This is a genomic window from Roseovarius nitratireducens, from assembly GCF_002925845.1.
GTDB lineage: Bacteria > Pseudomonadota > Alphaproteobacteria > Rhodobacterales > Rhodobacteraceae > Roseovarius > Roseovarius nitratireducens.
This window is the reverse complement of record NZ_PDNI01000032.1, coordinates 34995-47701: the sequence shown is the minus strand read 5'-3', so window position 1 is coordinate 47701 and position 12707 is coordinate 34995. Positions and strand designations below refer to the sequence as shown.

Annotated in this window: 19 protein-coding genes; all 19 read left to right on the top strand. The window is 65.4% G+C overall.

All coding sequences use genetic code 11. The features are described 5' to 3' along the window. A partial coding sequence (locus tag CRJ03_RS06655; RefSeq protein WP_165375271.1) for a transporter occupies positions 1-787 on the top strand: 787 nt, incomplete at its 5' end. Between the two features lie 10 nt (positions 788-797). Further along, complete coding sequence (locus CRJ03_RS06650; protein WP_104018114.1) at positions 798-1781, top strand: NHL repeat-containing protein; 984 nt, start codon at positions 798-800, stop codon at positions 1779-1781. Positions 1782-1902: 121 nt separating this feature from the next. Next, positions 1903-2121, top strand: a complete 219-nt coding sequence (locus CRJ03_RS06645) for a heavy-metal-associated domain-containing protein (protein WP_104018113.1) — start codon at positions 1903-1905, stop codon at positions 2119-2121. Continuing rightward, positions 2118-2303 carry a hypothetical protein gene (locus tag CRJ03_RS06640; RefSeq protein ID WP_104018112.1) on the top strand — a complete coding sequence of 62 codons (186 nt, stop codon included), beginning with the start codon at positions 2118-2120 and terminating at the stop codon, positions 2301-2303. Before CRJ03_RS06645 ends, CRJ03_RS06640 begins: the two co-directional genes overlap by 4 nt. A 13-nt stretch (positions 2304-2316) precedes the next feature. Then, positions 2317-4767, top strand: a complete 2451-nt coding sequence (locus tag CRJ03_RS06635; protein ID WP_104018111.1) for a heavy metal translocating P-type ATPase — start codon at positions 2317-2319, stop codon at positions 4765-4767. Then, positions 4767-5822: a lysylphosphatidylglycerol synthase transmembrane domain-containing protein gene (locus CRJ03_RS06630; protein ID WP_104018110.1), complete on the top strand. Its 1056-nt coding sequence runs from the start codon at positions 4767-4769 to the stop codon at positions 5820-5822. Before CRJ03_RS06635 ends, CRJ03_RS06630 begins: the two co-directional genes overlap by 1 nt. Then, a complete protein-coding gene (locus tag CRJ03_RS06625; protein ID WP_206018324.1) occupies positions 5809-6306 on the top strand; it encodes a hypothetical protein in 498 nt (165 codons plus the stop codon). Before CRJ03_RS06630 ends, CRJ03_RS06625 begins: the two co-directional genes overlap by 14 nt. After that, entirely contained in the window at positions 6282-6431 is a 150-nt protein-coding gene (locus tag CRJ03_RS20545) for a gamma-glutamylcyclotransferase family protein (RefSeq protein ID WP_206018323.1), read from the top strand. The genes CRJ03_RS06625 and CRJ03_RS20545 overlap by 25 nt, the downstream gene beginning before the upstream one ends. A 124-nt stretch (positions 6432-6555) precedes the next feature. Continuing rightward, entirely contained in the window at positions 6556-6702 is a 147-nt protein-coding gene (locus CRJ03_RS06615; protein ID WP_439126624.1) for a MerR family transcriptional regulator, read from the top strand. Between the two features lie 95 nt (positions 6703-6797). Beyond that, positions 6798-7145: a hypothetical protein gene (locus tag CRJ03_RS06610; RefSeq protein ID WP_104018109.1), complete on the top strand. Its 348-nt coding sequence runs from the start codon at positions 6798-6800 to the stop codon at positions 7143-7145. Positions 7146-7283: 138 nt separating this feature from the next. Then, positions 7284-8744 carry a multicopper oxidase family protein gene (locus CRJ03_RS06605; protein WP_104018108.1) on the top strand — a complete coding sequence of 487 codons (1461 nt, stop codon included), beginning with the start codon at positions 7284-7286 and terminating at the stop codon, positions 8742-8744. Between the two features lie 67 nt (positions 8745-8811). Continuing rightward, positions 8812-9690: a beta propeller repeat protein gene (locus CRJ03_RS06600; protein WP_240611586.1), complete on the top strand. Its 879-nt coding sequence runs from the start codon at positions 8812-8814 to the stop codon at positions 9688-9690. Between the two features lie 16 nt (positions 9691-9706). Continuing rightward, positions 9707-10186 carry a DUF411 domain-containing protein gene (locus tag CRJ03_RS06595; protein ID WP_104018107.1) on the top strand — a complete coding sequence of 160 codons (480 nt, stop codon included), beginning with the start codon at positions 9707-9709 and terminating at the stop codon, positions 10184-10186. Positions 10187-10318: 132 nt separating this feature from the next. Next, positions 10319-10495 (top strand): hypothetical protein, encoded by a 177-nt coding sequence (locus CRJ03_RS19850; protein WP_165375265.1) that lies wholly within the window; start codon positions 10319-10321, stop codon positions 10493-10495. Next, the gene (locus CRJ03_RS06590) at positions 10492-10971 is read left to right on the top strand and encodes a c-type cytochrome (RefSeq protein WP_104018106.1); all 480 of its coding nucleotides are present in this window, start codon (positions 10492-10494) and stop codon (positions 10969-10971) included. Before CRJ03_RS19850 ends, CRJ03_RS06590 begins: the two co-directional genes overlap by 4 nt. A gap of 41 nt (positions 10972-11012) precedes the next feature. After that, positions 11013-11540, top strand: a complete 528-nt coding sequence (locus CRJ03_RS06585; RefSeq protein WP_104018123.1) for a DsbE family thiol:disulfide interchange protein — start codon at positions 11013-11015, stop codon at positions 11538-11540. After that, the gene (locus CRJ03_RS06580; RefSeq protein ID WP_104018105.1) at positions 11537-12067 is read left to right on the top strand and encodes a TlpA family protein disulfide reductase; all 531 of its coding nucleotides are present in this window, start codon (positions 11537-11539) and stop codon (positions 12065-12067) included. Before CRJ03_RS06585 ends, CRJ03_RS06580 begins: the two co-directional genes overlap by 4 nt. Then, a complete protein-coding gene (locus tag CRJ03_RS06575; RefSeq protein WP_240611584.1) occupies positions 12064-12336 on the top strand; it encodes a hypothetical protein in 273 nt (90 codons plus the stop codon). Before CRJ03_RS06580 ends, CRJ03_RS06575 begins: the two co-directional genes overlap by 4 nt. Positions 12337-12363: 27 nt before the next feature. Beyond that, positions 12364-12669 (top strand): hypothetical protein, encoded by a 306-nt coding sequence (locus tag CRJ03_RS06570; RefSeq protein WP_206018321.1) that lies wholly within the window; start codon positions 12364-12366, stop codon positions 12667-12669. Positions 12670-12707 lie beyond the last annotated feature (38 nt).

Genomic DNA, 12707 nt, shown 5'->3' with positions numbered 1-12707 from the left:
CGTGTTTCGCGAACAGTTCCTTTACCGCAAGGCCGATGACGACCCAGGCCCGGCCAACCGCGATCTGGAGGTGTCGGGGGGCATATCCGTGCTGGCTTATGGCGTGACCAGCGATCTTACGCTATTCGGCATGCTCCCTTACCTTGACAAGAGCCTCGATCTGACCACGCCTGCCGACGCGCGGATTACCCGCGGAACCAGCGGGTTCGGCGATGCCCGCATCTTTGCGCGCTACACGATGTACCAGAAGGACGGGCGCGGCCGGAGTTTTCGCATCGCGCCGTTTGCCGGGATAGAGTTGCCCACAGGCGATGATGATGGACGTGACAGTTTCGGCCGTCTACCTCAGCCGTTGCAATCGGGCTCAGGCTCGTGGGATCCGTTCCTGGGCGTTGTCAGCACATACCAGACGCTCGATTTTCAGTTCGACGCGCAGATCGCCTACAAGGCCAACACAAAGGCGAACGGGTTCGAGTTCGGCGATGAATTGCGGCTTGACGCCTCTGCGCAATATCGGGTCTGGCCGCGGGAGTTGCGTGGCGGCGTGCCGGGATTTCTCTATGCCGGGATGGAGGTAAATTTCCTCCACCGCGACAACAATCGCGTCGCGGGCACCGACGATCCGCATTCGGGAGGTGAGAGCCTGCTTCTGGCTCCGACGCTGCAATACGTAACCAAACGCTGGGTGCTGGAAGGGGCGGTGCAAGTTCCGGTCTGGCAGGACCTGAATGGGCAGGCACTCGAGGATGACATCACCGTTCGTGCCGGTTTCCGGCTGAATTTCTGAAGGATCCAAAATGAAGGTGCGATCGGTGATTCTGAAGGGACTTACGGGTATCGCCGGTCTGGCCATTCTTCTGCTGGCGGTCGGATGGCTCGTCTTCGTGCCCTCCGCACAAGAGCCCGGCTACGAGTTCGTCAAGGCATGGGGCGGCAAGGGCACCGCGCCGGGCGAGTTTAACGACCCAACCGGGCTCGCCGTGGCCGGTAATGAGCTTTTCGTCGCTGATTCCCGCAACGGCCGCATCCAGGTCTTCGACCTTGACGGCAGCTTCAAGCGGTCCTTCGGCCAACCGGGCGATGGTCCGGGTGATCTCGGGCGGCCAATGAACCTGACCATCCATGATGGCACGCTCTATGTGCCGGAATATTTCAACGACCGTATCCAAGTGTTCGGCCTTGACGGTACATCAAGACGCATCATTGGCCGCAAGGGCGATGGCCGTGGCGAATTCGACGCGCCGGGCGGTGTCGCGGTCGCTCTGAACGGCGATCTCTATGTTGCTGATTTCTACAATCACCGGGTACAGCAGCTGCGCCCCGACGGCTCGTTCGTCCGGCAGTGGGGCGCCACCGGAGATCCGGGCAGCGGGGCCGGCGCTTTCATCTATCCAACCGATGCCGCCCTGGGGGAGGGTGGACAATTGATCGTCGCCGACGGATATGCCGACCGGGTGCAGGTGTTTGGGCCCGAGGGCGGGTTCTCGCATAAATGGGGCGGCCCTTTCGCCATGAACATTTTTGGTCCGTTCAACGGTTGGTTCACCACGGTCACGAGCGTCGCCATCGGTCCCGAAGGCAATGTCTTCGTCGCGGATTTCTACAATGACCGGGTTCAGAAGTTCGCGCCGGACGGCACCTTTCTCACCGCCTTCGGCGAGACCGGCACGGGCCCCGGCGAGATCCGCCACGCCATGGCCGTCGCGGTGGCCGAAGACGGCAGCGTGTTCGTCGCCGACTTCCTCAACAACCGCATCCAGAAGTGGCGGCCGAAGCGATGACACTAGCCGCCAAGCAACTGATCTTGCGTATGACTACGGCCTTAACAGAGCGCCGCCCATGCGGGGTGGTTGCTGCCCCTCGGGTTTTGTTCCAAGCCCGACATGAAAGGAGATGCCCAACATGAAGACGACTATCCTGACCATTGAGGGCATGCACTGCGATGGGTGCGCCCGCACCATTGAGGCGCTGGTGTCCCGCTTCCCCGGCGTACGACAGGCCGAAGTCTCCTTCGATGAACGCCGTGCCCGGGTTTTACACGACCAGAACACGGCCTCGACAACCGACCTTACAGCGGCGATCGCCAAGGGCGGCTTCACCGCGAAAGCAACCGAGACATGATCGAAACGACCTTTACGGATCTTGTCGCGATCCCGACCGCACGCGGCCTGCTCGATCGCTTCGCCGCGCTCTCCGGGCGTTATCGGGTCGTCGCGGGGCTGGTCCTCGTCGCGCTCTGCGCGTGGTCGATCGGGTTCGGCCTTGAAGCCGATATCGACCCGGGGACGACACCCGCCGGATGAAAGGACGCACGCCATGACGACACCCGCAATCTCCCATGACTCCTCGACACCCTGGAGCGAGGAACCCTCCGAGCGTCCGGGCCGTGCCCGCATCCGCGCGCGTATCGGCGGGCTGCACTGCTCGCTGTGCACCGGCACGATCGAGAAGGCGCTTGGTCGGCAGAAGGGCGTCGACAAGGTCGCGGTCAGCCTGACCCATGAGCAGGCGCTGGTCGAATACGATCCACAGAAAGTGACGCCGGATGCCTTGCTCCGGACGCTCAGGGACATTGGCTATTCGATCCACGACCCGAACAAGCTTCGTCCCTTCGAGGAGGAAGAGCGCGAGCTGGTCTCCGAGGGCCGCCGATTCCTCACCGCAACGGCCTTTAGTCTCCTGTCCATTGCCTTGATCACGGAGCCGGCGGGGGGACTATCCCTGCTGCTGCCGGCGCTCGCGACTGTCAGCCTTGTCGCATTCGTCTTCCTCGTGCTCAGGGCACGCGGGCTGTGGACAGCGGTTGCCGGTGCCGGCGGACTCGGCGCACTCACGATCGGTCTGCTTGCCCTCAAGAGCGAAGGGACGCTGGGCGGCCTGACGCCCTGGATCGTGGGTGGCCTCGCCGCGGCGCTCGTCTTCGGCGTCGCCCGTCACATCCTGGTGATGGCCGTGCAGGCGCTGCGTCGCGGCATCCTGAATCAGCACGTTCTGCTGGAGGCTGGCACCTTCGCCGGGCTGGCCGGCGGGCTGATCGGCCTCATTCTCGAGACCCCCGGCTATCCGACCGCGCCGTTCTTCGCGGTCGCGGTCATGGTCGCGACCTATCACATCTTCTCCGAATGGCTGTCGCTGATCGTCAAGACGCGATCCTCGCAAGCGGTCAAGCGTCTGCTCGACCTTCAGCCGGACACCGCCCGCGTGCAACGCGACGGCCGCGAGTCGGAGGTCGCGCTCGCCGAGGTAACGCAAGGGGATCTCGTGCGCGTCCGACCCGGCGAGCGCCTGCCGGTGGACGGCGAGGTCGTCGAGGGCCGCTCGGCGGTGGACCAGTCGCTCGTCACCGGCGAGCCGATGCCGGTCGAGCGGCAGGAGGGCGACACGGTCATCGGCGGCACCATCAACGGCAACGGCACCCTGCTGATCCGGGTCACGGCCGTCGGCGCGGAGAGCTTCTTGCAACGCGTCGCGCGAGAGGTGGAAGACGCCCGCGCCCTTAAGCCCGGCCTGCTGCATCTCGTGGACCGCGTGCTCACGGTCTACACGCCCGCCGTGCTCACGATATCGGTCGTCTCTTTCCTCGGCTGGGCGCTTCTGCCGCAAATGTTCGGCTTTACGCCGGACTTACAGCGCGCGGTGTTCGCGGGCCTCAGCGTGCTCGTGATGGGCTACCCTTGCGCCGTCGGCATCTCGGCGCCGCTGTCGATCGTGCGCGGCGCCGGGGAGGCGGCCGAGCAGGGCATCCTGATGCGGACAGGTGAGGCCTTCCAAGGGTATCGCCTGGTGCGCCAGATCGCCTTCGACAAGACCGGCACGCTGACCGAGGGTCGCCCCCGCGTCCATGATGTCGAGGCGATGTCCGGGGATACCGATGCGCTTCTCGGCCTCGCGGCGGCCGCCGAGGCCGCGTCGGAGCATCCGCTTGCGGAGGCAGTGGTCGAAGCGGCGTTCGATGCGGGCCTGACACCGCCCGAGGCCGAGACCTTCGAAGCGACGCCGGGCAAGGGAGTCACCGCCCACATCGACGGCCGGGATATCCTGGTCGGCAGCCCGCGCTTCGTCGCGGAGGGCGGCGTGGATCTCAAGCCGCTTGAGGAACGTATCAGCAAGTTGGAGGACAAGGGGCGCACGGTCGTCGCGGTGGCTCGGGACGGCAACCTCGTCGGCCTGCTGGCGCTCGGTGATGCACCGCGTGACGATGCGGCCAAAACCATCACCCGGCTTCGCGACGCCGGTGTTCGCACCGTGCTCGTCACCGGCGATAACGAGCGGACAGCAGCCCGCGTCGCCAAGGATCTCGGGCTCGACGAGGTTCACGCCGAAGTGCTGCCGGGCGAAAAGGCCGAGTTGATCCGCGATCTCCAGACGCGCGGGCGCACGGCGATGGTGGGCGACGGCATCAACGACGCCCCGGCCCTGATGCAGGCCGATGTCGGCATCGCCATGGGCTCGGGCACCGACATCGCCATCGACGCCGCCGACATCATCATTCTCAACAACCGCATATCGAATGTCGCCGAGGCGCGCGAGATCAGCCGCGAGGGCTATCGGAAAATGCTCCAGAATGTCTCGCTCGCCTTCCTGTTCAACGGCATCGGCGTACCGGTCGCCACGACAGGCCTTCTCTATCCCGTCTGGGCGATGGTCGCCATGGCTGCGAGCGTGACCGCGATCTTCGTCAACTCGCTCTGGGGCCGGCCGCGCCTGTTCTTTGACGCGATCCTCAGCGTCGGACGGCCGTTGCCGGAGCGCGAGGAGCCGGTTTGATGGGTGAGAAAGCGATCGGAATTGAAGGCCCCGGCCGCCCACGACGGCGTTGGCTCAACTGGCTGGGCGCGGCGATCGGCCTCGGATTGCTCGGCCTGCTCGCCTGGCGGCTCGATTGGCGCCAGTTCGCCGATGTGCTCGGTTCCGCTCGGCCGGAATTCGTGTTCGCCACCTTTCTGGCGATCACGCTGGAGCAGGTCATCCGGGGCTGGAAGTGGCGCCAGATTCTCACGCCCGTCTGCGGCTGCCGGACATCGCACCTGTTCGGCGCGACCATGGCCGGCTATCTCGCCAACCTCCTCGTCCCGCTCGGCCTCAGCCCTTTCGTCCGGTCATGGCTCATCGCCCGCAAACAGAAGCTTTCAATGAGCTGCGTGCTGGCCACGGTCGCCATCGACCGTCTGGTCGACGGGCTGGTGTTCGCGGGCATCGTCATCGTCGTGGTGCTGGCCGTGGTCATCCCCGACCCGAACGGCAATATCGGCCTCGGCCTCCTCCTCGGCGCCGGCGGCAGCGCGGCGGCGATCGTGGCGGTGCTCGTTCTGCTCGTGCACCACAAGCGCCGGTCCGCGTCCGGTATCGGGTTTTTCCTCGCGCTCGTCGACCGGCTTCCGACGCGCTTCGCGTCTCGGGCACGATCGATCGCGATCACCTTCGCCGACGGGATCGTCTGGCCGCGGGAGCACTGGCGGGGTGTCGCCATCGTGCTGGCCAGCATCGTCATCAAGCTGATCGCGGCTTCGCATCTTTTCTGGGCGGGTCTCGCCTTCGGCGTGGTGCTCGACCCGCTCGTCTATCTCGCGCTGCTGGCGATCCTCGGCTTCATCGTCATCCTCGCGCACATGGCCAGGGTGCCCGCCGGCTTCGTCGTCGGTGCCGTGTTCTCGCTCGGGCTGTTCGGGGTCGGCGACGCCACCGCTCTCGCCATGGTCAGCGTCGTCATGGCGGCCAACATGCTGGCCGTTGCCGTCTTTGGCGGCTGGGGGCTCTGGGTTCACGGCGTCGGTCTCGGCGATCTCGGCCGGTGGAAGGTTGCCGCAGATGCGGACCCGTGAACGCACCGGCCGCTTCGCGCGCATTGCCACCGCCGGCGCCGTCTTCCAGGCCGGCGCGGCGGCGGTCGACTCCGGCACGATCATGGCGAGCCTCGTCCACGGCCTCACCGGCAGTTCCTTCGCGGTCGGCGCGGTCGCGGCGATCGCCCGCTACGGCTGGCTGTTCCCCCAGCTTTTCGTCGCCTGGTTCGCGCAACAGCGACGGCGGCGCATGCCAATCTACGCACTGGGCGCCTTCGGGCGGGTCGCCTGTCTGACCGGGGTAGCCGGGATCGTCCTGGTTGCCGGCTCCACGCCGACCTCCGGCACAATTCTCGCCTTCTTCGTGCTGTGGACGCTCTACGCCTTTGTCGGCGGCATTCTCGCGGTTCCCTACAATGATATCCTCACCCGCTCCATTCAATCGGCCCGCGCCCCCGCCAACTCCGGATCGAGGCGGAGGATAGGGAAGGAAACCGTATGCCCTGCGTCACCTATATCGTAGAGGGCAAGGAAACGGACGGTAATCCGTCCCTGCGCTACATCACGCTGCTTCGAGAGGGGGCCCGCGCACATGGCCTTCCCACGCATTGGCAGGAGAAGCTCGACAGAAATCGGCCCGCAGAATGACCCACGGTACTGTAACTTGACGTCTGGAAATTTGCTCGAGGTCGGGGGCATGAGGCCGAACTCCGCCAGATGCCCGCGCAACGCGTTGATCAGCGTGTGCCGGCGCCGAAACCGCGGGCACCCGGTGGAGCTTATCGACGCCAAGATCGCCGAACTGACCGCGATGCGCGCCACCGTCGGTCACCTCATCGAGAGCTGCGCAGGCGATCATCGGCCAGATTGCCAGATCCTCGAGGATCTGGCTGTTGTCTCGAATAAAGAGCCAAGCTGATGCGGGTCTCTCGTTCCGAACGGCCGATTGCCGCTGCGCGAAAGGTCGCAGGCTCCTGGCTGGACAGGCCCACCCCTTCAGCCTATCTTCTCCGTATGCGCCGCCTATCATCCATCCTGCTACTGGCATTTCTCGCGGTCTTTGCCGTGGGCAATATCGCGCATGCGGTGAGCGCCTATGATATGGCGCTGGAAATGGCCGTGATGGATGGCGGCGCGATGGCCATAGAGGACTGTCAAGGCTGTCCGACAGATGGCGAAGGTGCTGACGACACGACGCTGTGCCAACTCGATTGCACTGCACCCGGCGCGATGGCCCTGACGGCGGCTGCGTCTTTTGAGTATATGATACCCACCCTTCGTCAGAACCTCCCCCTGAGCGTGGCCGTGCCGCATGGTCAGCGTTCACCACCGGATCCGTTCCCACCCCGACACCTCATCTGATCCGACACCACAGGCGCTGATCATAGCGTCTCCGTGACTGTCGGCCTGTGCCCTCCGGAACCTGAACGGTTTCGGGAAGCACTCGATCGCGCAAACTCTGTGCGCACCCCGACGGCAAAGATCAGATGAGACAAACACATGAAATCGAAAATCACTCCGGCGCTTTCGCGCCGCGGCTTTCTCGCCGGCAGTGCCGCGGCAGGTGTAGCAGTTTCCATGCGTCCTGCATGGGCGGGCACGCCCAATACCTTCACCCTGCGCGCCGCACCGGGACGGGCGCAACTGGCCCCCGAACCCTGGGCCGAGACTGACGTCTGGTGCTATGGCGGCGCTGTGCCGGGCCCGGAGATTCGCGTGCGGCAGGGCGACCGGTTGCGCATCGCGGTCGAGAACGCGCTGGACGAGGACACTACCGTGCACTGGCACGGGCTGCGGGTGCCCAACGCCATGGACGGCGTGCCGCATCTGACGCAGGCCCCGATCGCGCCGGGTGAGACATTTACCTACGCGTTTGATGCCGTCGATGCCGGAACCTTCTGGTATCACCCGCACCAGCGCAGCTTCGAGCAGGTCGGGCGCGGGCTTTACGGCGCGTTGATCATCGAAGAAGCAAACCCGCCGCGCGTGGATCGCGAGATGGTCTGGGTGCTCGACGACTGGCGCCTGACCCAAGAGGCCGGGATCGCTGAAGATTTCGGCGGGTTTCATGACATGAGCCATGGCGGGCGGTTGGGCAACACCGTCACGATCAACGGTCGCGTGCCGGATGCGGTACAGGTAAAGGCGGGCGAACGCATCCGGCTGCGCCTGATCAACGCCGCCAATGCCCGCATCTTCGCACTGGATTTCGGCGATCTGGCACCGCAGGTCATCGCGCTTGACGGGCAGCCGGTAACGCCGCACGCACCTCAAGACGCGCGCGGATGGGTGGTGGTCGGCCCGGCCATGCGGGTCGATCTGATGCTCGACATGACGGGCGCACCGGGCGAGACGGTAACGGTCATCGACCGGTTCTTCTCGGACCGGAATTTCGAAGTGGTCGATCTGGCCTACTTCGAGACGCCCCTGCGCGACACAGCCCCCGACTGGGAGATGGCGCTGGCACCCAATCCGCTGCCCGAGCCCAACGTCGCCCGCGCCCGCCGTCACGAAGTGACCTTCACCGGCGGCATGATGGGCAGGATGATCGAGCGTCAGATGGGCCTTGCCGATGACGGCGGCGGTGTGAGCGGCATGATGGGCGGCGGAATGATGAACCGGATGCACGACGGCGGCATCTGGTTCATCAACGGCGCCGCAGCCGAAGGGCATATCCTCGACCCGATGCTGGTGCTGGAACGCGATGCCAGCCACGTTATCGCCATGACCAACGCCACGGCGTTCCACCACCCGATCCACCTGCACGGCCATTCCTTCCGCGTGATCAGCCGCAACGGGACGCCCACGGCTTATAGTGAGTGGCAGGACACGGTGCTGATGGCCCCGCGTGAACGTGTCGAGATTGCCTTTGTCGCCGACAATCCGGGCGACTGGATGTTCCATTGCCACATCCTCGAGCATCAGGCGGGCGGGATGATGGGCGTGATCCGTGTGGCGTGAGGGGAAAGCGATGCTGAATGTAAACTCTGAAAACGGACGGCCCCTCAGACGGCGCTGCGTGCTTTTCATGCTTGGCGGTGTGGCCGCCGCCGGACTGTTGCCAACGTGGCGGGCGCGGGCCGGGGGTATCACCGCCCCTGCCCTGGCTTTCGACGACGATGCGCTTGTCGTTGCGGGCGCGCAGGTGTGGCGGTTTGGTCCGTCTGGCGACGGTGTGCTCCTGACCACGCCCCGCACCCCGATCCGGGGGCTGACCTGTCACCCAAACCGCCCGGGACGGCTCTTCGCAGCGCTGGACGGGGGCGGGCTGGACCGGTCCGAGGATGGGGGCCGAACATGGGCCGCTGCCTCGGGCGGCTTGCCGCTGGCACAGGTCACCGCGCTCGCCGTCGCAGCGGAGGCGCCGGACACGGTCTATGCAGCGCTCGCGGAAGACGGGCTGTGGCGCAGCGAGGATGCGGGGATCAGCTGGTCTTTCGTCATGGACCGCCCTTGGCTTGCCGAGGCCGGGCGCGAGGTGCTCACGCTTGCTTCGGTCAATCTCGCCAGCGGTATGGGCGGTATCTGGATCTATGCCGGGACCGACCAGGGCGTGACCCGAGTACCTGACTGTTTCTGCCGCTGGCAGGACGTGGTGGCGGGTGACGCGATGGATGCGCTGGTCGCGGGAACGTCGCCCGCGCCGGAAGCCCCGTTGCCTGAAGGCGAGCCCGTCAAATCGCTGGTCTCAGCCCATAGTGCGCCGGAACGGCTTTACGCGGCGCTGCCTTCGGGGCTTTGGGCCTCCACGGATGGCGGCGTTGCCTGGGAGAACAGGTCCAGCCTGCACGCACAGGCGCTTGCCGTTGATCCGGCAGACCCCGACCACATCGCCGCCACCTCCGCGACCAAACTGAAACACAGCCGGGACTGTGGCGCCACGTGGGCCACGCTTGCCGCGCTCTGAGAAAGGAACACCGATCATGAAAATGGTACTTGCCGTCACCCTGGGGATCGCAGGCGCGGCCACGGCCGCCTATGTCGCGACAGATCGCGAGACCCCGTCACCGGTTATCGCATCCGCCGCCGCGCAGGGCGCGGAACCGGTCACCATCTGGCGCAGCCCCGGCTGCGGCTGCTGCGACGCCTATGCCGAATACCTGCGCGCCGAGGGCTTCGCGGTCAACGTGATCGATGATCATGACTTCGTTGACCGCTCCGTTGCCGCGGGCGTGCCCGAGCAGGGGGTTGGCTGTCACCTCGCCATGATCGACGGCTACGTGGTCAGCGGCCTTGTCCCGTCCGAGATCATCGAACGGCTACTGGACGAGCGCCCCGACATCACCGGCATCACTCTGCCGGGCATGCCCGGCAACGCGCCGGGTATGGCACCCGCGAAAACCGGAACCCTACGCACCTATGCCTTCGGCCCGGACGGCGTGGCCGTTTATGCCGATGAATGAGCGCGCGGACATGCTCGTCGATACGTTGGAGGCCGCCGTCGCGATTATCGCGGTGACCCTTAGCCCCATACTGGCCGCGGGCGCAGTCTGTCTCGTGGTCCGTGAAATTCTCAAACACATAAGGAGTTCGACATGAACGGAACTGTAGACGGCCCCGGGACGGGCTTTGCGGGCGACTGCATGGGCCAGATGATGGGGGGCCCCATGATGGGAATGATGATGGGCGGAGGCCTTGTCATGCTGCTGTTTGTCGCGGTGCTCGTCCTCGCGGTGGCGGCGCTGGTCAAGTATCTGCGGCAGCCTGCATGACCCGCCCCGGTCTCTTCGCGGCTGGTCTCGTTGTGGCGCTTGGCTCGACGGTCTGGGTCGTCGCGGCCGACGCGCCGGTCGTTCCTGACGGACTGACCTCTCTCGGCGCGCCGGTGACGACCGAACAGGTCGCCCTTGGGCAGGCCGTCTATGCGGACAACTGTGCGTCCTGTCATGGGGCCAACCTGGAGGGTGAACCTGACTGGAAGCGGCGCAAGGACAACGGACGAATGCCCGCCCCGCCGCATGATGCGAGCGGCCATACCTGGCACCATGCCGACCGTCAGTTGTTCACCATCACCAAGCTGGGTGTCAGCGCCGTCGTGCCCGGCTACGAGAGCGACATGCCGGGCTTCGAGGGGGTCCTGTCCGACGACGAGATCGGCGCCGTGCTGGCCTTTATCAAGAGCACCTGGCCCGAGCGCGCACGTGATTTTCAGGCCGAGGTGACAGCCAATGACGAGGGCGGGTCATGAGCATGCCGACGACATCGCGAGGAAACCGCGTTTCCCTGCTGATGGTGTTGCCCGTGACTATCTTCGCCGGGCTTGGCGCCGCCTTTTACTGGGGGCTCTGGAACACGGACGACCGGCTGCCCTCGACCCTGATCGGCAAGCCGGTGCCGGAATTCGATCTGCCGCCCATAGAGGGGCGCAGCGACGGGTTGGCCACCACTGATCTGACGGGCGAAGTGTCCATCGTCAATGTCTGGGCGTCCTGGTGTGTGCCGTGCCGCGCCGAGAACCCGCTCTTGGTGGCGCTTGCCCAAACCGGCGCGGTCCCGATCCATGGGATCAACTACAAGGACGCACCGGGCGCCGCGCTCGCGTTTCTGGATGAGTTGGGGGATCCCTTCACCCGCATAGGGGCGGACCGGAATGGCCGCGTTGCCATCGACTGGGGGGTTTACGGCGTGCCAGAAACCTACGTCATCGACGCAAAGGGTCGCATCGCGATGAAACATGTGGGCCCATTCAACCGGCAGATCCTGGAAACCGACATCATGCCCGTGGTCCGGGCGCTGCAAGCGGAGGCAACCCCATGAGACGCCGAGACTTCCTTGTCGCCACGGCTGCGGCGGCATTGGCCACGCCGGTCGCCGCGGGCCCGGTAATGCCACTTCGGGACAGCCCGCGAGAGATGCCCTCGCCCCCCTTCGTGAACGGCGCCGGGCGCGACCTGATGCTCGATGATTTCCATGGCAAGGTTGTGCTGCTGAACATCTGGGCCACCTGGTGCGCGCCTTGCCGCGAGGAGATGCCGACGCTCGACGCCCTCCAGGCCCGGCTTGGCGGGGAGGATTTCCACGTGTTGCCACTGTCCATCGACCGTGCGGGGATGCCGGTAGTCCGCAAGTTCTATGAAGAAATCGGGATCCGGCATCTTGGAATGTATCTGGCCGATCAGACCCGCGTGATGATGGCTTTCGCGGCCTACGGCTTGCCGACAACCATTCTGATTGATCGGCAGGGCCGCGAGCTTGGCCGTCTCGTTGGTCCGTCCGAGTGGGACAGTCCGGAAAATATCGCACTTTTTGAGACAATCATAGCAAAAGGAAAAGACACGCCATGACAAACATACCTCTTGTGCGCCGCCGCCAAGGTGCGCCCGCCCGCTGGCCCCTGAGCCGCCGCCAGACCGTGATCGCGGCGATGATCGTGGTTGGCGCGGGCCTCTGGCTCAACTGGGGCTGGCTTGCCGCGATCGGTGTGGCGCCCCTGATCCTGAGCCTCGCCCCCTGCGCGGTGATGTGCGCCACCGGATACTGCGTCATGTGCAAAAGCAAGGGTTGTGACGCTGCAAAAACCCGGGCCGATGTGCCGGATACGACGAGGGACTGACCTTTAACCTCAACGAAGGAGACGACCATGAAGACGACCACTAGACTGAGCCTCGCCACCACGTTCGCAGCCCTGATCGCTGCTCCCATGGCTCTTGCGAAGGACGACACCGCGCCCGCGCAGATGGACGGGCAGATGATGCAACAGGGCGACATGATGGGCGGTGACATGTCCGGGATGCAGAACATGATGGGCATGATGCAGATGATGCAGCGAATGGGCCCGATGATGGAGGCCTGCACCGAGATGATGCAACAAATGGCGCATCACAGCCCCGAGCATGACATGCCGCCCGCCGGGACCAATGCGGACCCCGCGCCGCAGGACGGTTGAGCGACCGCTGCCCGGGCCGCGGTCTTGGCCCGGGCGGT